The organism is Lysobacter tyrosinilyticus, from assembly GCF_054779815.1.
This window is the reverse complement of sequence record NZ_BAAGXN010000013.1, coordinates 302,731-318,835: the sequence shown is the minus strand read 5'-3', so window position 1 is coordinate 318,835 and position 16,105 is coordinate 302,731. Positions and strand designations below refer to the sequence as shown.

The following is a 16,105-nucleotide window of genomic DNA, read 5'->3' as shown; positions in this document are numbered from 1 at the left end:
CGGGTCGAGACCCGCCTTACGTTGCTTACCAGGTGCCCGTGGCCTTGAACTCTTCGATGCCCTTCTTGAAGGTGCCTTCGATGTCGTCGTTCCAGTTGCCGGACTTGGCGATGTCGCTCATCAGAGCGCCCTGGGTATTGGCGAAGTGCGCGTGCAGGGCCGCTTCGAAGGCACCGATCTTGGCGACGGCGACGTCGTCCATGTAGCCCTTGTCGACGGCGTAGATCGACAGCGCCTGTTCGGCGATCGACATCGGCGCGTACTGCTTCTGCTTCATCAGCTCGGTGACGCGCTGGCCGCGCTCGAGCTGCTTGCGGGTGGCTTCGTCGAGGTCCGAAGCGAACTGCGCGAACGCAGCCAGCTCACGGTACTGGGCGAGCGCGATACGGATGCCGCCCGACAGCTTCTTGATGATCTTGGTCTGGGCCGCACCACCGACGCGCGACACCGAGATACCGGCGTTCACGGCCGGACGGATACCGGCGTTGAACAGGTCGGTTTCCAGGAAGATCTGGCCGTCGGTGATCGAGATCACGTTGGTCGGCACGAACGCCGAGACGTCGCCGGCCTGGGTTTCGATGATCGGCAGCGCGGTCAGCGAACCGGTCTTGCCCTTCACCGCACCGTTGGTGAACTTCTCGACGTACTCCTCGGAGACGCGCGCGGCGCGCTCGAGCAGACGGGAGTGCAGATAGAACACGTCGCCCGGGTAGGCTTCGCGGCCCGGCGGGCGGCGCAGCAGCAGCGAGATCTGGCGGTAGGCCACGGCCTGCTTGGACAGATCGTCGTAGATGATCAGCGCGTCTTCACCGCGGTCGCGGAAGTACTCGCCCATGGTGCAGCCCGAGTAGGCGGCGATGTACTGCATCGCGGCCGATTCCGAAGCCGAGGCCGCAACGACGGTGGTGTAAGCCATCGCACCGTGTTCTTCCAGCTTGCGCACGATGTTCGAGATGGTCGAGTTCTTCTGACCAATCGCGACGTAGATGCACTTAATGCCAGAGTTCTTCTGGTTGATGATGGCGTCGATGGCCATCGCGGTCTTGCCGGTCTGGCGATCGCCGATGATCAGCTCGCGCTGGCCACGGCCGATTGGGATCATCGAGTCGACCGACTTGTAACCGGTCTGCACCGGCTGGTCGACCGACTTACGCCAGATCACGCCCGGAGCGATGGTTTCGACCGGAGCCGAGACCTTGGCGTCGATCGGACCCTTGCCGTCGATCGCTTCGCCGAGCGCGTTGACGACGCGGCCGAGCAGTTCCGGACCGGTCGGCACTTCGAGGATGCGGCCGGTGGTCTTGGCGGTGTCGCCTTCGCGCAGGTGCTCGTAGTCACCCAGGACCACGGCGCCGACCGAGTCGCGCTCCAGGTTCAGCGCGAGCGCGTAGGTGGCGTTCGGCAGTTCGATCATTTCGCCCTGCATCACGTCGGCGAGGCCGTGGATGCGCACGATGCCGTCGGACACCGAGGTGACGGTGCCTTCGTTGCGCGCTTCGGCGGCCAGCTTGACCTTCTCGATGCGGGTCTTGATCAGTTCGCTGATTTCGGACGGGTTGAGCTGCGTGGTAGCCATGGGTGGTTCCCTATGTGCCGACGTTGCCGCCGACGATTGCAATTGAAATTCTTTAGTTGGTCAGCGCGGACTGCAGGCGATCGAGCTTGCCCTTGAGCGAGCCATCAATCACCACGTCGCCAGCGTCGATCACGGCGCCGCCAATCAGCGAGGCGTCGATCGCGGTCTCGATCTGGATCTCGCAGCCGAAGCGCTTCTTCAGCGCGGCCTTGATGCCCTCGAGCTCGCCGTCGCCCAGCGCCGTCGCGGAGGTGACGCGCGCCTTGACCACGCGCTCGGCTTCCGCGCGCAGGTCCTCGTACAGGCCGGCAATTTCCGGCAGCAGCGCGAGGCGGCGGTTGTCCGCCAGCAGGGCGAGGAAGTTGCGCATCGGGTCGCCGCTGCCATCGATGGCGAGCAGCGAAACGGCGTCGGCGTTACCCAGGCGCGGGCTGCCGAGCAATTCGGCAACCTGCGGGTCGGCGGCCACGCGTGCGGCGAACGCGAGCGCGTTCGACCAGCTGGCGTAGTCGCCGGCATCCCGCGCAAGGCCGAAGGCAGCGCGGGCGTAGGGACGGGCAAGGGTCAGGGCCTGGCTCATCGGTCTCAGATCTCGGCGGCGAGTTCGTCGAGCAGCGCCTTGTGGGCGTTGGCGTCGATCTCACGGCGCAGCAGCTTCTCGGCACCGGTCACGGCAAGGCTGGACACGTGCTTGCGCAGGTCCTCCTTGGCGCGGTTGGCGGCAGCGACGATTTCGGCTTCGGCCACGGCCTTCTGGCGGGTGGCTTCGGCGATCGCGTCGTTCTTGGCCTGATCGATGATCTGATTGGCGCGCTGGTGGGCCTGCTCGATGATCTCGTTGGCCTTGGCACGAGCCGTACGCAGTTCGCCTTCGGCGGTTTCCTGCGCCTGCGCGAGAGCGCGCTGGCTGTTGTCAGCCGCGGCCAGACCTTCGGCGATTTTCTTTTGGCGTTCTTCGAGCGCCGCATTCAGCGGCGGCCAGATGAACTTGATCGTAAAGATCACAAGGATCAAGAACGAAAGCATCTGACCGAAGAAAGTCATGTTGATATTCACGACGCGTCCTCGACGGATTTCTCAGACCGGTGCGACAACGCCGCACCGGAAACTACTTCGGTGCTGCGCCCCATGCGGAGCGCAGCACGTCCGACTTGCTTAGGCAGCAGCGTTCTGCAGCGCGCTGAGCAGCGGGTTGGCGATACCGAAGAACAGGGCGACGGCGAGGCCGATGATGAACGCCGCGTCGATCAGGCCGGCCAGCAGGAACATGCGGCCCTGCAGCACCGGGATCAGCTCCGGCTGACGTGCAGCGGATTCAAGGAACTTCGAACCCATGATGGCGATGCCGAGGCACGCGCCGAGGGCGCCGAGGCCGATGATGATGCCGATGGCGACGGCGGTCAGGCCCTGCACGTGAGCGATGAATTCCATGGTGGTTCTCCAGCGATTGTCTAAGGGGTGAAGCGGTGGAAGGGAAAAGCGGAATTACGGACTTGCGGAATTTCGGACTGCGTCAATGACCTTCGCGCGCACCGGCGATGTAGACGACGGTGAGGATCATGAAGATGAAGGCCTGCAGCAGGATGATCAGGATGTGGAAGATGCCCCACGCCGCGTTGGCGATGACGCCCGGCAGGAAGGTCACCCAGCCGGCCATCAGGCCGGCGATGAGCATGAACACCAGCTCGCCGCCGTACATGTTGCCGAACAGTCGCATGGCCAGCGAGATCGGCTTGACCAGCCACTCGATGATGTTCATGACCAGGTTGATCGGGGCCAGCACGATCGCGCCGAAGCCGTGCGCGTGGAACGGCGCGGTCAGCAGTTCCTTGCCGAAGCCCATGCCGCCCTTGGCGGACCAGGCATGGCCGATGAGGATCAGGAAGACCGACGTCGAGATGCCAAGCGTCGTATTGAGATCGGCGGTCGGGACGATGCGGAAGAAGGTGTGGTGCGCGGCCTCTTCGCCGCCGACCAGGGTGATCAGCATGCCCGGCAGATCGAGCGGGATCAGGTCCATGGTGTTCATGAACACGATCCACATGAAGATCGTGATCGCCAGCGGCGTGACCGTGCGGCGGTCGCCGTGGAAGGTATCGCGCACCTGGCCGTCGACGAATTCGACGATCAGTTCGACGAAGGCCTGGCCCTTGCTGGGAACGCCGGCAGTGGCCTTGCGCGCGGCGCGGCCGAACCACAGCACGAACAGGAGACCCAGCGTCAGAGCGACGGCCCAGGAGTCCCAGTTGAAATTGGAAGGATCGGCCGGAGCGCCATGGACCGCCTGATTGTGAGTCAGGTGGTGCTGGATGTATCCGGTCAAACCACCGCCGCTAGATTCACTCACGAAACGACACCTATCGTCTGATCGAATTGGCCAGCACCAGGGCCAGCGTGGCCGTGATGACACCGGCCATCAGGGGTATTCCAGGGAGGTGGAACAGGCCGAGCGCGATCACGATTGCGACCAGCACCAGCAGCCACTTCAGCACCATCCCCATCCACAGCCGCGCGAACGCGACACCCGCAGGACTCACTCCACCACCCAAAGCCACCAGCGCCGACAGCCAGGCCGCCAGGGTGACCGCGCCGCCGCCGACCAATGCGGCCAGCACCCAGGGCAGTCCCTTGGCGAGGAAGGCCAGCGCCACCAGCACGGTGGCGACGGCCTGCCAGGCAATCGCTCGCTGCGCCAGCCGCCGGCCCGCGGCGATTGGATTCGACACGCGGCAAGCTCCGTACGGAGAGCAATGGAGTGGACAAGTGGGGCAGAAAAGCGCCCTGCGAAGCCGCAAAAGTATAGCAGCGGGAACTTTTCCGGGGCAACCGCGAAAAGCTGGGCGAAGGGGTGTTCGAACGGCCCGGCCGGGGGCCCTCGAAGCTCAGCCGGCCGACGGAAAAAGCGGCGAAACCCGCTTAGAAATGCCGAACCCTGTTCACGGAACCTTTGCCGGGGGACTGGGTCCGACCCATAGGCCTGCCTTCTTCCTCGTCGATTCGCTGCAGGCCTGCGAAGCCCTGGTTCCGAGGCCGGGGCTTCGTCTTTTTCGCCTCCGCCCCGCTTGGTAGAGCGGAGCTTGCTCCGCTGCAGTGCGCGCCCCGGCTAGGGGACTTCTTCGGCAAGAGCATCCTGGCAGGGCCGGATTCTATAAGAGCAGCGGAGCAAGCTCCGCTCTACAAGGCCTTGGCACCTCCACGCAAGATCTAGGGCTGCGCGCCCATCGCCCAGTCGGCCGCGTCCTCGGCATGGATACGCGCGGTGTCGAACAACGGTACCGACGCGTCGTCGTCGTTTACCAGCAGCGCAATCTCGGTACAGCCCAGGATCACGCCCTCGGCGCCCTGCTCGACCAGCGTCGCGATGGCTTGCCGGAAGAATGCGCGCGATTCCTCGCGGATCACGCCACGACACAGTTCGTCATAGATGACGGCATGAACGCGCCCCCGCGCGGCCGCATCCGGCACCAGCACCTGCAACCCGCTGCGCTCCAGCCGCTCGCGATAGAACGCCTGCTCCATGGTGAAGCGTGTACCCAGCAAGCCGACGCGGTGCAGCTCGGCGGCATGGATGCGGCGCGCGGTAGCGTCGGCGATGTGCAGGAGCGGGATCGACGTCGCCGCTTCGACCTGCGCCGCGACGCGATGCATGGTGTTCGTGCAGATCAGCAGCGCCTGCGCGCCCGCGCCCTGCAGGCGCACCGCAGCTTCGGCGAGAACGTCGCCGGCGGCATCCCACTCGCCGCGATGCTGCAAGGCCTCGATCTCGGCGAAGTCCACGCTGTAGAGCAGCAACTGGGCCGAATGTAGCCCACCCAGGCGCTCGCGCACGCGCTCGTTGAGCAGGCGGTAGTACGGCAGCGTGGATTCCCAGCTCATGCCGCCGAGCAGGCCGAGGGTGCGCATGCGAGCGAGTTCCGTGTGAGTCGGAGCTCAGGATACGGCGCCCGTAGCGGCTGCGATGCCCGACGCTGCGACACAGCGTTTGGCGCCGCGCGCGCCAGAGCAGCCTGCCGTCGGCAAGACGACGGCAGGCGATGCGGATTACTTCTTCTTCGGGATGTACAGATCAGTGATGGTGCCGTCGTAGACCTCGGCCGCCATGCCCACCGATTCGCTCAGGGTCGGATGCGGGTGGATGGTGGCGCCGATGTCGTGGACCTCGCAGCCCATCTCAATCGCGAGACCGATCTCGCTGATCAGATCACCCGCGTGCACGCCGACGATGCCGCCACCGATGATGCGGTGCGTGGCCTCGTCAAAGATCAACTTGGTGAAGCCTTCGGTTCGGCCGATGCCGATCGCGCGACCCGAGGCCGCCCACGGGAACTTGCCCACGCCGACCTTGAGGCCCTTGGCCTTGGCTTCGTTCTCGGTGACGCCGACCCAGGCGATTTCCGGATCGGTGTAGGCCACCGACGGAATCACCCGCGCTACCCACTCCTTCTTCTCGCCGGCGGCGACTTCCGCGGCGAGCCGGGCTTCGTGCGTGGCCTTGTGCGCCAGCATCGGCTGACCCACGAGGTCACCGATCGCGAAGATGTGCGGCACGTTGGTGCGCATCTGCCGATCGACCGGAATGAAGCCGCGATCGGTCACATTCACACCGGCCTTGTCGGCATCGAGCTTGCCGCCGTTGGGCGAACGCCCCACCGCGACCAGCACGCGATCGAACACCTGCGCCTCGATCGACGCCGGCTTTCCGGCCTCGGCGCTTTCGAACGAAACCTTGATTCCGCTCTTCTGCGCCTCGGTACCGTTGGCCTTGGTGCGCAGATGCACGGCGACGCCCTGCTTCTTCAGGCGATCGGCCAGCGGCTTGACCAGATCGAGATCCGCGCCCGGCATCAGCTGGTCCATGAATTCGACCACGGTGACTTCCGAACCCAGCGCGCGATACACCGTCGCCATTTCCAGGCCGATGATGCCGCCACCCACCACGAGCAGCTTCTTCGGCACGTCGGCGAGATCGAGCGCGTCGGTGGAATCCATTACGCGCTTGTCGTCCCACGGGAAGCCCGGGAGTTTCACTGCCTGAGAACCGGCCGCGATGATGCACTGCTCGAAGCGGATCAGCTGGGTGCCGTTCTTGCCCGCGACTTCGACTTCGTTCGGCGAGACGAACTTGCCCACGCCTTCGACCACGCGCACCTTGCGCTGCTTGGCCATGCCGGACAGGCCCTTGGTGAGCTGGCCGACGACTTTGTTCTTGTAGTCACGCAGCTTGTCGAGGGTGATCTTGGGCTTGCCAAAATCGATGCCGTAGTCGCTCGCGTGCGCGGCTTCATCGACCACCGCGGCGGCGTGCAACAGCGCCTTGGACGGAATGCAGCCGACATTGAGACACACGCCGCCGAGCGTGGCGTAGCGTTCGACCAGCACCGTATCCAGGCCGAGGTCGGCGGAGCGGAACGCGGCGGTGTAACCGCCCGGACCCGCACCGAGTACCAACATGCGGCATTCGACGTCGGCCTTGCGACCGGTGCCGGCGGCGGCGTGCGGTGCCTTGCTCGACGCTACTGGTGCTGGTGCGGATGGCGCTGGTTGCGCTGGCGCGGTCGCCGGCTTCTCGGCCTGCGGTGCAGCTGCCTGCGCGCCCGCTTCGGTCTCCAAGATCGCGACCACGCCGCCTTCGGACAGCTTGTCGCCGACCTTGACCTTGAGTTCCACGATCTTGCCGGACGCCGAGGCCGGCACCTCCATCGTCGCCTTGTCCGATTCCAGCGTGACCAGGCCCTGGTCCTTCTGGACGACATCGCCGACGGCGACCAGCACTTCGATCACCGGTACGTCGTCGTAACCACCAATGTCGGGAACCTTCAGTTCGATGTTGGCCATGGCCCTTCCGTCTAATGCCTGGTGCGCGGCTGTCGTGCAGCCGACGCGAAATGGTTTTACTGCGCCGCGCTCTTGCTCATCGCATCGAGCACGTTGCGCATGCGATCGAGCGACTTGCCGAGCTGGCGCCAGCGCTTCTCGCGCTTCTCATCGCCTTCGTCGCTGGCCTCGATCAGCAGGTCGATCTGGTCGCGCATCAACTCGCCCAGTTCGCAGGTCGGCTCCAGGCCGCTGACACGCAGGTCACCGGCGACGAACAGCCAGGTGTCCGTTTCACTGAAAGGCGCGACACTGCCCTCGGGCGCAGCCATCGACAGCGCGCGACGCCAGTCTTCAATGAAACGCGTGGCGACCGCAGCGGGAATTCCGACCTCGTGGAGCTCGGGTTCCTGGTTGGTGCGCAACTCGAGCTTGGTCGCGGTCCAGTAGTGCACGCGCTCATCGGCGATGGCGCGTCGCAGGACCCAGTCGCGACCGTCGGCGGCCGGAATCAGCATCACGCCGCTTTCCACACCGGTCTTCGGCAACAGGGTGACGCTCCAACCAGGCTGACTGCCGACGGCGAACAAGCGTTCCACCGCGCTCCCGTAATTCTCGGTGGCCGACGGCCAACCGCGTCCGAGCGACAGCTTGCAGGCGTCGTCGGCCCGGGCGATCGGCGCCAGCAGCAGCGCGGTAACCAGCAATGCCGCGCGCATCACAGCAGCACCCGGCGCATGTCGGCCAGCAGCTGGGCCAGGTAGGCCGTGAAGCGTGCCGCGGCGGCGCCATCGATCACGCGATGGTCGTAGCTCAGCGACAACGGCAGGATCAGGCGCGGCGCGAACTGCTTGCCGTCCCATACCGGGCGGATCGCCGATTTCGAGACGCCGAGGATCGCGACTTCCGGCGCATTCACGATCGGCGTGAACTTCGTGCCGCCGATACCACCGAGCGAGCTGATCGAGAAGCAGCCGCCCTGCATGTCGGCCGGGCCGAGCTTGCCGTCGCGCGCTTTCTTCGCCAGATCGCCGGTTTCCTGCGCGATCTGCAGCACGCCCTTCTTGTCGACGTCGCGCACGACCGGGACCACCAGGCCATTAGGCGTATCGGCGGCGAAACCGACGTGGAAGTACTTCTTCAGCGTGAGGTTCTCGCCCGAGGCATCGAGCGAGGAATTGAAGGTCGGATACTTCTGCAGCGCGGCGACCGAGGCCTTCATCAGGAAGGCGAGCATAGTCAGCTTGATGCCGCTCTTCTCGTTTTCCTTGTTGAGCGCGACACGCAGCTCTTCCAGGTCGGTGATGTCGGCATCGTCGTGCTGGGTGACGTGCGGGATCATCGCCCAGTTGCGCGCGAGGTTGGCGCCGGAAATCTTCTGGATGCGCGAGAGTTCGCGCGTTTCCACTTCGCCGAACTTGCTGAAGTCGACCTTCGGCCAGGGCAGCAGGTTCAAGCCACCACCGCCGGCAGCCGGCGCCGCGGACACGGCGCCGCCCTGCATCACCGACTTCACGAACCTCTGCACGTCTTCCTTGCCGATGCGGCCGCCGCGCTCGCTGCCGGACACCTGCATCAGGTCGACGCCGAGTTCGCGGGCGAACAGGCGCACCGCCGGACTGGCGTAGGGCACCTTGTCGGGCATCAGCTCATCCGCGGTGAACGCAACCGGCGGCGAGGAGGGGGCCGCCAGCTTGGGCGGGGCGGCTTCGGGGTCGATACCCGGACGGGTATCGAGCACCGGATGCGCCACGGCCTGCGCGGCGATCGCTTGTTGGGTGATCTTGTCGGCCTGCGCCGGGACTGCCACCGGTACGACCTTGGTGGCCGTTTCGGCGGCGATCGTCGTGGCTTGTGCGGCGACCGGTTCGGCGCGCGGCGGCTGAGCGGGAGCAGCGGCCCCGGCGGCTTCGATCAACGCGACCACGCTGCCTTCGGACAGCTTGTCGCCCACCTTGACCTTGAGCTCGCGCACGATCCCGGCGAACGGCGCCGGCACTTCCATCGTCGCCTTGTCGGACTCCAGCGTGACCAGGCCCTGGTCGGGTTTGACCGTATCGCCTACGGCGACCAGCAGTTCGATCACGGGCACGTCGTCGTAACCCCCGATATCGGGGACGCGTGCTTCCTTCAACTCAGCCATGGGGGCTCCGCAAAGCGCGAAAGCCGCTATTGTGGCCGCTGAGCGGGGGTACGCCAACCAGCAGACCCCGCCTGCGATATGACGCTTTTTGCATTCCCGGCATGAAGCAGGAGCGCGCACGACATACCGGAGCGCATTGTCCTGGCCCTGGATGACAGGGTCCGCAACCTCCGCTGGCTTCGTCCGCAACGGTCATCGGACCCCGTTGGCCTGAATGGGCCATTCACAAGGCCTTTCTTCCCTCGGGCTAGCCTGCCCCGCTAATACCCGCACCGGAGCTCCTGCGATGACCACGAAACTGGACAAGCCGATCCGCCGCGAAATCACGATCGAGGACAAGGCCTACACGCTGACCATCGATGGCGATGGCCTCAAGCTCGTCGAGAAGGGCCGCCGCAACGGCCAGGAACTGCGCTGGCGCGATCTGGTGGGCGGCGACACGGCCTTGAGCGCAGCCCTGGGCGCCAGCATCGGCGGCTGACCTGTCGCGACAACCGATCTCCGCGGGTGCTCGCTGGAACACATCGAAGTCGACCTCGACGACTTTCTTATGACCGGAGCGCCGCCGGCAGCGTCGCGCCTTCTGGCGCGAGCACTACCAGCGGCTGGACGAGCAACCGCAGCTTGTTGCTGAAAATCAGTCGCCGATGATGCGGAACCCGAACACGAAGCTGGCATCGGTGACGTGATTCACCGCGCCAGTCAGGTTCATCCGCACCGTCGTTTCCTGCTGGAAGAACGCCGCCGCCTGCGCATCGGTCAGCCCGTAACTGTCGACCAGGGCGCGCTTGGTCAAGAAGCCGGCGATGCACACCGCCGAGTCGCGGCTGCGCTGGGTGAAGGCGGCGCCCGGCGCCAGCGGCACTTCGTAGAACTCGGACGAAGTCATGCCGGTGTCGAGATGCCCGCCGAACGGCAGGCCGGTCATCGGGTTGATCAGGGCCGGGTCGTTCAGCACCGGGTTTTCGACGGTGAGCGTCGGGTTGTAGCGCAGCAGTGCGTTGACCGGCGAGGCGCCCGGATTCTCGAAGCGCGCCGTCACCAGTGGCGAGACCCAGTAGCACAGCAGCGACTTGGTCGCCTTGGGCGGCAGGCGGATGTGGGCCAGGTCGGTGAAGCTGAAGCTGGTGAACGCACCGGGCGTGATCACCTGACAGCCCGGACCGGTCCAGGTAGAACAGTCGGTAGTGAGCGCCGCGTTCATCTGGGTCACGCCCAGCCATTTCAGGTTGCGACCGAACGAATCCACGTCACCGACGTCCTCGACGGTGACGGCTTCGGCCGCGGCCGGCGAGACCCGCTTGCTCATGGTCAGCCCGCGCTTCATCTGTGGCGAGACCAGGTCGGCGGAACGGACGTCGACGGGATCGGGACGCTGCGGCGCCTGTCCTGCCTGCACGAATACGGCGGCAAGGGCCAGGCCCAGAGCGCCCGCGGTGACCAGTCCTGTCTTGCTCAGTACGGAATTCAAACGCATTTGCCGATGCCTCCTATGGCGTGATGGCACCGTGTAGTACGCAAACGCGCCGCCGCAGGGGACACCCGAACGGGTGAGCCGCTTGTTGAAAAAGCACCTGCCACAGTCAGGGGTGCTCGGCCTCCACATGCACGCGCTCACGCCGCAGCAGGTACAGGCCGCTGGCCACGATGATCGCGGCGCCCAGCCAGGTGACGCTGTCGGGCAACACGCCCCACAGCGTGGCATCGAGCAGCACGCCCCACACCAGCGCGGTGTATTCCAGCGGCGCGATCAGCGAGGCTTCGCCTAGACGGAAGGCTTCGGTGATCGTGTACTGCCCCAACGCACCTGCGATGCCGACGCCCACGATCACCCACAGGTCGGCGGCGCGAATCGGCGTCAATTCCGGCAGCGCGAGTAGCCCCGAGCCCAGCGCCATGAAGAACAGCACCCACACCATCAACGCCTGCGTGCTGTCGGTGCGCGCGATGATCCGCACGGTAATCGCCGAAACCGAATAGCCGAACGCGGCGATCAGCACCGCCAGCCCGGCCAGGCTCAGCACGCCCTCGCCCGTGGGCCGCAGCACCACCAGCACACCGAGCAGGCCGATGCCGATCGCGATCCAGCGTCGCGGGCCGACTTGTTCGCCGAGGAACGGCACCGACAGCGCCGTGATCATCAAAGGCGCGACGAAGAAGATCGAATACGCGGTCGACAGCGGCAGGCTGCGCAACGCGTAGACGAAGCCGGCCATCATCATGATCCCGAGCACGCCCCGCAGCAGATGCAACGACCAGCGCACGCGGAACAGCGGCCCGACGCCTCCCGTCCACAACGCCCACACCAGCACCAGCGGCAGCGAGGACGCGCCGCGGATCGCCGCGACCTGGAACGGCGGATAGTGCGCGCTGAGTGTCTTCAACCCCGCATCCATCAGGCAGAAGAGCAGCACCGCGGCCAGCATGTAGGCGATGGCGCGCACCGGATGTCGCTTGCTTTGATTCACTGCTTCAATTCCTCAAGGTGTCCGTGGCGATCACATGCGTCGCAGACGGCTGCGCAGGCCCCACGCATAGGCCAGGTAATAACCCAGCAACAGGCCACCAAATGTCAGCATGGTGCCCTGCTGCGACAACCACACCGCGTGCGAATCGGTTATCCACGCTTGCCGCATCCGATACATCCCGTAGGCGATACGCGACAGGACGAGCAGGGTCAGCGCCAGTATCAGCCAGCGATTGGGCGTGTAGAACAAACCCAGCGGCGTGCTTTCGAAGCGCGTCAGCGCCAGCCCCAACACGCCGACCACCACCCCGATCGCCAGGCCGCCGGCAGCGAACTGCAGCGCCGCCACGACCCAGTGTCCGGTCAGCCACGCACTGCACAGGAATATCACCGATGAGACCAGCAACGACCAAGCATTGATGGTGGCGACCCAACCCACGACGCGTCGCCGCGCGCGTCCACCGCGATAGCGCTGCCAGATCGCCAGCGGCAGCAACAGCAACCACAGCACCAGCAGCGCCACCACCAGCAACGGCAGCAGCACGAGCAGTGGCATCGGTCAGCCTCGCAGGGTCGCGAGGTCGATGACGAAGCGATAGCGCACGTCGGCCTTGAGCATGCGTTCGTACGCCTCGTTGACCTGCTCGATGCCGATCGTTTCGATGTCCGAAGCGATCCCGTGCTGCGCACAGAAGTCGAGCATCTCCTGGGTCTCGCGGATGCCGCCGATCAGCGAGCCGGCCAGGCTGCGTCGCTTGCCGATCAACGCGTACGCGGCGACAGGCGCGGGCTGCTCGGGGATGCCCAGCAGCACCATGGTGCCGTCGAGCCGCAGCAGACCGAGATAGAGGTTGTAGTCGTGTTCGGCCGACACGGTGTCGAGGATCAGATCGAAGCGGCGCGCGAGCTTCTTGAACGTGGTGGCGTCGCGGGTCGCGGCGAAGTCGTGCGCACCCAACGCCAGTGCATCGCTGCGCTTGGATTCGGAGCTGCTCAGCACGGTGACGCGCGCGCCCATCGCCCGCGCCAGCTTGACCGCCATATGACCGAGTCCGCCCAAGCCCACCACCGCGACTTCGCTACCCGGCTTGACCCCGAAGTGCTTCAGCGGCGAATAGGTGGTGATCCCGGCGCACAGCAGCGGCGCGGCGCGATCCAGCGGCAGCGACTCGGGGATGCGCAGCACGTAGTCCTCGTTGACCGTGATGCGCGTGGAATAGCCGCCATACGTCGGCTCCCGGGTTTCGCGTTCGCGCGAGTTGTACGTGCCGGTCATGCCCTGGTCGCAGTACTGCTCCTCGCCGGCCCGGCACGGTTCGCACTCGCGGCAGGAATCAATGAAACAACCCACGCCGACGGCCTGCCCGACCTGGAAGCGGGTGACCTGTACGCCGACTTCGGCGATGCGCCCGACGATCTCGTGGCCGGGGACCATCGGGAAGATGCTTCCGCCCCATTCGTCGCGGGCCTGATGGATGTCCGAGTGGCATACGCCGCAATACAGGATGTCGATCAGCACGTCGCGCGGACCCGGGGCGCGGCGTTCGATCGTAAAGGGGGCCAGGGGCGCGCCGGCAGTGGCGGCGGCATAGGCGGGCGTGCGGTGCATGGCGCGTCCTCGCGTAGGAGATACGACAGAAGCCGGCAGTCTATCGAGCGCAAACGCGGCTTGCGCTACCCTTGCGCCCCCGAAGCGCGCCGCCAAAGCGCAACGCACCATTCCACGGAGTCCCCCATGCCTTCCTTCGACGTCGTGTCCGAAGTCAACCCGCACGAGCTCACCAATGCCGTCGACCAGGCCAACCGCGAGCTTTCCACCCGCTTCGACTTCAAGGGCGTGGAGGCCAAGTTCGTGCTGGAAGACCAGGTAATCAACCAGTCCGCGCCGAGCGACTTCCAGCTCAAGCAGATGGAAGACATCCTGCGCGCGCGCCTGATCGCCCGCAGCATCGACGCGCGTTGTCTGGAATTCGGCGACGTCGAGACCAACCTCGCCGGCGCGCGGCAGAAAATCACCGTGAAACAGGGCATCGAGCGCGACCTGGCGAAGAAGATCCAGGGCGCGATCAAGGACGCCAAGCTGAAGGTGGAAAGCCAGATCAACGGCGACAAGCTGCGCGTGATCGGCAAGAAGCGCGACGACCTGCAGGCCGCGATCGCCCTGCTCAAGGCGGGCAACTACGAGCGTCCGCTGCAGTTCGACAACTTCCGCGACTGATCCACCGCGCTTGCGGCGGCACGCCACAGGAGACGGCGACATGGCGATCGAACTCGACCATCTGCTGGTGCCTTCGCGCGATCGCTTCGCCGCGGCCAAGCAACTGGCGGAATTGCTGGGCGTGCCGTGGTCGGAAGCCGGCGTCGGTCCGTTCTGCCCGGTGTTCGTCAATGCCGGGTTGACGCTGGATTTCGACCAGGCCGAAGGCGAGTTTCCGGTGCAGCATTATTGCTTCCGCGTCGACGACGCCGACTTCGACGCGATTCTCGGCCGCATCCGTGCGGCCGGCATCGCCTTCCGCAGCACGCCCCTCGGACCGACGGATAGCCAGATCAATACCTACGGCGGTGGACGCCTCGTGTATTGGAACCAGCCTGACGGTCACGTCTGGGAAATGCTCACCATCAGCTACGCCCGCCAGCCATGACCGAGTCGGAACCAATCGCCGCCACGCGCCGCTGGCTGGAACGCGCGGTGATCGGGCTGAACCTGTGCCCGTTCGCCAAGGCGGTGTATGTGAAGCAACAGGTGCGCTTCGTGCTGAGCGACGCAAACGACCCGCAGGACCTGCTGCAGCAGCTGCACGACGAACTGCTGTGGCTGCACGAAGTCGATCCGCAACAGACCGACACCACGCTGATCGTGCATCCGCAGGTGCTGACCGACTTCCTGGACTACAACGACTTCCTCGATCTCGCCGACGCGTTGATCGACGAGCTCGGGCTGGAAGGCGAGATCCAGATCGCCAGCTTCCACCCCGACTATCAATTCGCCGGCACGTCGTACGACGACGTCGGCAATTGCACCAACCGCGCCCCCTATCCCACGCTGCATCTGCTGCGCGAAGCCAGTGTCGAACGCGCGGTGGCGGCCTTTCCCGACCCCGACGCGATCGTGGAACGCAACCTCGCCACACTGGAGCAAATGGGCATCGAGGGCTGGCGCAAGCTGATGGATGGCTGAGCCCGTCGCGAAACGTCCTCGATAAGCGCTCAAACGAAAACGGCGGCCGATTGGCCGCCGTTTCGTCATGCCGTCATCGCAATACGCGGCACTCAGAAGCCCGCGGTGAAGTTCACGCCCGCGCCCCAGTCCGGGCTGCCTTCGCTCAGGCCCTTGGTGGCGTACAGCTGCATCTTGCTCTTGTCCGAAGTCGGGAACACATAGAAGCCGGTAACCTCACTGCGGTCGTCGGCGCCTTCCGAGGTCGGTTGCCGGTAGTCGTACATCGCACCGATGCTGTTGTCGCCCAGCTTGTGGCTGATGCCGAGGTTGGCATTGACCACCGAATCGACGTCGATGAAGTCGGAATCGCCGAGCATGGTGTAACCGACGCCGCCGAACAGCGTCGACGCCGCGCCCACGCTGCGATACACGTCGACCGCCGCACCGTAGTCGTTGGCGCCGGTGCCCAGGCCCTTGTCTTCATCGGCGGTGGCGACCTTGACGTTGCCGGTCAGGTCCACGGCCCAGTTGCCCTGCATCGGAATGGCATAGGTCGCCGACAGACGCAGGTCGCCGACACCCGAGGTCGTACCCGACGTCGGCGCGGTGGTTCCGCCGCCGGCACCGCCGCGACCACGGCCCTTCGGATTGAGATTGATCACGTTGCCCAGACCGGGCACGACATTGGCGTCGCCTTCGACGCGCAGCCAGGGCAGGCTGGCCTTGAACGTCCAGTCGCCGGTTTCGTACTTGGCGCTCAGCGGCACGGACAGGATCTTGGTCGTAGTGTCGCTGCCGTAATCGCCACTGCTGTAGTCGGCGCCGATGCCGAGGCTCGGGCCTTCGGCATGCACCACGCCTGCGGCGAGGAGCAGGGCCACGAATGCTGCGGAACGCTTCATCAACTTTTCCCTTGTTCTTGGAATGAATTCAAGCTGGATC

At 65.5% G+C, this 16,105-nt stretch carries 19 protein-coding genes; 4 read left to right on the top strand and 15 right to left on the bottom strand.

The annotated features are described in order from the left end of the window. Nucleotides 1-25 precede the first annotated feature (25 nt). The 10 genes from atpA to ACYVGK_RS16140 form a co-directional block, all read right to left on the bottom strand. Entirely contained in the window at nt 26-1,576 is a 1,551-nt protein-coding gene (atpA, locus tag ACYVGK_RS16185; protein WP_460735561.1) for a F0F1 ATP synthase subunit alpha, read from the bottom strand. Between the two features lie 52 nt (nt 1,577-1,628). Beyond that, complete coding sequence (locus ACYVGK_RS16180; RefSeq protein ID WP_460735559.1) at nt 1,629-2,156, bottom strand: F0F1 ATP synthase subunit delta; 528 nt, start codon at nt 2,154-2,156, stop codon at nt 1,629-1,631. A gap of 5 nt (nt 2,157-2,161) precedes the next feature. Continuing rightward, nucleotides 2,162-2,620, bottom strand: a complete 459-nt coding sequence (locus tag ACYVGK_RS16175; RefSeq protein ID WP_460735557.1) for a F0F1 ATP synthase subunit B — start codon at nt 2,618-2,620, stop codon at nt 2,162-2,164. A gap of 111 nt (nt 2,621-2,731) precedes the next feature. Further along, on the bottom strand, nt 2,732-3,007 hold the full coding sequence (atpE, locus tag ACYVGK_RS16170; RefSeq protein WP_187713084.1) for a F0F1 ATP synthase subunit C: 276 nt from the start codon (nt 3,005-3,007) through the stop codon (nt 2,732-2,734). An 82-nt stretch (nt 3,008-3,089) separates the two neighbouring features. After that, nucleotides 3,090-3,923, bottom strand: coding sequence for a F0F1 ATP synthase subunit A (atpB, locus tag ACYVGK_RS16165; RefSeq protein WP_460735555.1), 834 nt, complete (start codon nt 3,921-3,923; stop codon nt 3,090-3,092). A gap of 10 nt (nt 3,924-3,933) precedes the next feature. Further along, nucleotides 3,934-4,302, bottom strand: coding sequence for an ATP synthase subunit I (locus tag ACYVGK_RS16160; RefSeq protein WP_460735553.1), 369 nt, complete (start codon nt 4,300-4,302; stop codon nt 3,934-3,936). A gap of 478 nt (nt 4,303-4,780) precedes the next feature. Then, a complete protein-coding gene (locus tag ACYVGK_RS16155) occupies nt 4,781-5,479 on the bottom strand; it encodes an aspartate/glutamate racemase family protein (RefSeq protein WP_460735551.1) in 699 nt (232 codons plus the stop codon). A 138-nt stretch (nt 5,480-5,617) separates the two neighbouring features. After that, complete coding sequence (gene lpdA, locus ACYVGK_RS16150) at nt 5,618-7,411, bottom strand: dihydrolipoyl dehydrogenase (protein WP_460735549.1); 1,794 nt, start codon at nt 7,409-7,411, stop codon at nt 5,618-5,620. A gap of 56 nt (nt 7,412-7,467) precedes the next feature. Continuing rightward, nucleotides 7,468-8,109 carry a hypothetical protein gene (locus ACYVGK_RS16145; protein ID WP_460735547.1) on the bottom strand — a complete coding sequence of 214 codons (642 nt, stop codon included), beginning with the start codon at nt 8,107-8,109 and terminating at the stop codon, nt 7,468-7,470. After that, complete coding sequence (locus ACYVGK_RS16140; protein WP_460735545.1) at nt 8,109-9,533, bottom strand: dihydrolipoyllysine-residue acetyltransferase; 1,425 nt, start codon at nt 9,531-9,533, stop codon at nt 8,109-8,111. Before ACYVGK_RS16140 ends, ACYVGK_RS16145 begins: the two co-directional genes overlap by 1 nt. A 286-nt stretch (nt 9,534-9,819) precedes the next feature. On the opposite strand from ACYVGK_RS16140, the gene ACYVGK_RS16135 reads away from it, so the two are divergent. Then, the gene (locus tag ACYVGK_RS16135; RefSeq protein WP_460735543.1) at nt 9,820-10,014 is read left to right on the top strand and encodes a hypothetical protein; all 195 of its coding nucleotides are present in this window, start codon (nt 9,820-9,822) and stop codon (nt 10,012-10,014) included. 156 nt (nt 10,015-10,170) lie between these two features. On the opposite strand, the gene ACYVGK_RS16130 is transcribed toward ACYVGK_RS16135, so the two are convergent. The 4 genes from ACYVGK_RS16130 to ACYVGK_RS16115 all read right to left on the bottom strand — a co-directional run bounded on the left by ACYVGK_RS16130 (nt 10,171) and on the right by ACYVGK_RS16115 (nt 13,609). After that, nucleotides 10,171-11,010 carry a hypothetical protein gene (locus tag ACYVGK_RS16130; RefSeq protein ID WP_460735541.1) on the bottom strand — a complete coding sequence of 280 codons (840 nt, stop codon included), beginning with the start codon at nt 11,008-11,010 and terminating at the stop codon, nt 10,171-10,173. A 106-nt stretch (nt 11,011-11,116) separates the two neighbouring features. Then, entirely contained in the window at nt 11,117-11,959 is an 843-nt protein-coding gene (locus tag ACYVGK_RS16125) for a DMT family transporter (RefSeq protein ID WP_460735638.1), read from the bottom strand. A 72-nt stretch (nt 11,960-12,031) separates the two neighbouring features. Next, nucleotides 12,032-12,556, bottom strand: coding sequence for a DUF1453 domain-containing protein (locus tag ACYVGK_RS16120; protein ID WP_460735539.1), 525 nt, complete (start codon nt 12,554-12,556; stop codon nt 12,032-12,034). Between the two features lie 3 nt (nt 12,557-12,559). Beyond that, the gene (locus ACYVGK_RS16115; RefSeq protein ID WP_460735537.1) at nt 12,560-13,609 is read right to left on the bottom strand and encodes an NAD(P)-dependent alcohol dehydrogenase; all 1,050 of its coding nucleotides are present in this window, start codon (nt 13,607-13,609) and stop codon (nt 12,560-12,562) included. Between the two features lie 126 nt (nt 13,610-13,735). Between ACYVGK_RS16115 and ACYVGK_RS16110 the strand changes: the two genes are divergently transcribed. From ACYVGK_RS16110 to ACYVGK_RS16100, 3 genes are read left to right on the top strand one after another with little or no spacing between them, the layout of a single operon-like run. Further along, nucleotides 13,736-14,218 carry a YajQ family cyclic di-GMP-binding protein gene (locus ACYVGK_RS16110; RefSeq protein ID WP_460735535.1) on the top strand — a complete coding sequence of 161 codons (483 nt, stop codon included), beginning with the start codon at nt 13,736-13,738 and terminating at the stop codon, nt 14,216-14,218. Between the two features lie 40 nt (nt 14,219-14,258). Continuing rightward, nucleotides 14,259-14,645, top strand: a complete 387-nt coding sequence (locus ACYVGK_RS16105; protein ID WP_460735533.1) for a VOC family protein — start codon at nt 14,259-14,261, stop codon at nt 14,643-14,645. Then, complete coding sequence (locus ACYVGK_RS16100) at nt 14,642-15,181, top strand: DUF1415 domain-containing protein (protein ID WP_460735531.1); 540 nt, start codon at nt 14,642-14,644, stop codon at nt 15,179-15,181. Before ACYVGK_RS16105 ends, ACYVGK_RS16100 begins: the two co-directional genes overlap by 4 nt. Before the next feature lie 92 nt (nt 15,182-15,273). Here the strand turns inward: ACYVGK_RS16100 and ACYVGK_RS16095 are convergent, their stop codons facing one another. Next, nucleotides 15,274-16,065, bottom strand: coding sequence for a transporter (locus tag ACYVGK_RS16095; RefSeq protein WP_460735529.1), 792 nt, complete (start codon nt 16,063-16,065; stop codon nt 15,274-15,276). Nucleotides 16,066-16,105: the final 40 nt, after the last annotated feature.

Bases quoted from the DNA above. Each gene is read 5' to 3' on its own strand.
- atpA (WP_460735561.1), bottom strand. From the start codon at position 1,576: ATGGCTACCACGCAGCTCAACCCGTCCGAAATCAGCGAACTGATCAAG.
- ACYVGK_RS16180 (WP_460735559.1), bottom strand. From the start codon at position 2,156: ATGAGCCAGGCCCTGACCCTTGCCCGTCCCTACGCCCGCGCTGCCTTC.
- ACYVGK_RS16175 (WP_460735557.1), bottom strand. From the start codon at position 2,620: ATGACTTTCTTCGGTCAGATGCTTTCGTTCTTGATCCTTGTGATCTTT.
- atpE (WP_187713084.1), bottom strand. From the start codon at position 3,007: ATGGAATTCATCGCTCACGTGCAGGGCCTGACCGCCGTCGCCATCGGC.
- ACYVGK_RS16155 (WP_460735551.1), bottom strand. From the start codon at position 5,479: ATGCGCACCCTCGGCCTGCTCGGCGGCATGAGCTGGGAATCCACGCTG.
- lpdA (WP_460735549.1), bottom strand. From the start codon at position 7,411: ATGGCCAACATCGAACTGAAGGTTCCCGACATTGGTGGTTACGACGAC.
- ACYVGK_RS16145 (WP_460735547.1), bottom strand. From the start codon at position 8,109: ATGCGCGCGGCATTGCTGGTTACCGCGCTGCTGCTGGCGCCGATCGCC.
- ACYVGK_RS16140 (WP_460735545.1), bottom strand. From the start codon at position 9,533: ATGGCTGAGTTGAAGGAAGCACGCGTCCCCGATATCGGGGGTTACGAC.
- ACYVGK_RS16135 (WP_460735543.1), top strand. From the start codon at position 9,820: ATGACCACGAAACTGGACAAGCCGATCCGCCGCGAAATCACGATCGAG.
- ACYVGK_RS16130 (WP_460735541.1), bottom strand. From the start codon at position 11,010: ATGCGTTTGAATTCCGTACTGAGCAAGACAGGACTGGTCACCGCGGGC.
- ACYVGK_RS16125 (WP_460735638.1), bottom strand. From the start codon at position 11,959: ATGCTGGCCGCGGTGCTGCTCTTCTGCCTGATGGATGCGGGGTTGAAG.
- ACYVGK_RS16120 (WP_460735539.1), bottom strand. From the start codon at position 12,556: ATGCCACTGCTCGTGCTGCTGCCGTTGCTGGTGGTGGCGCTGCTGGTG.
- ACYVGK_RS16115 (WP_460735537.1), bottom strand. From the start codon at position 13,609: ATGCACCGCACGCCCGCCTATGCCGCCGCCACTGCCGGCGCGCCCCTG.
- ACYVGK_RS16110 (WP_460735535.1), top strand. From the start codon at position 13,736: ATGCCTTCCTTCGACGTCGTGTCCGAAGTCAACCCGCACGAGCTCACC.
- ACYVGK_RS16105 (WP_460735533.1), top strand. From the start codon at position 14,259: ATGGCGATCGAACTCGACCATCTGCTGGTGCCTTCGCGCGATCGCTTC.
- ACYVGK_RS16100 (WP_460735531.1), top strand. From the start codon at position 14,642: ATGACCGAGTCGGAACCAATCGCCGCCACGCGCCGCTGGCTGGAACGC.
- ACYVGK_RS16095 (WP_460735529.1), bottom strand. From the start codon at position 16,065: ATGAAGCGTTCCGCAGCATTCGTGGCCCTGCTCCTCGCCGCAGGCGTG.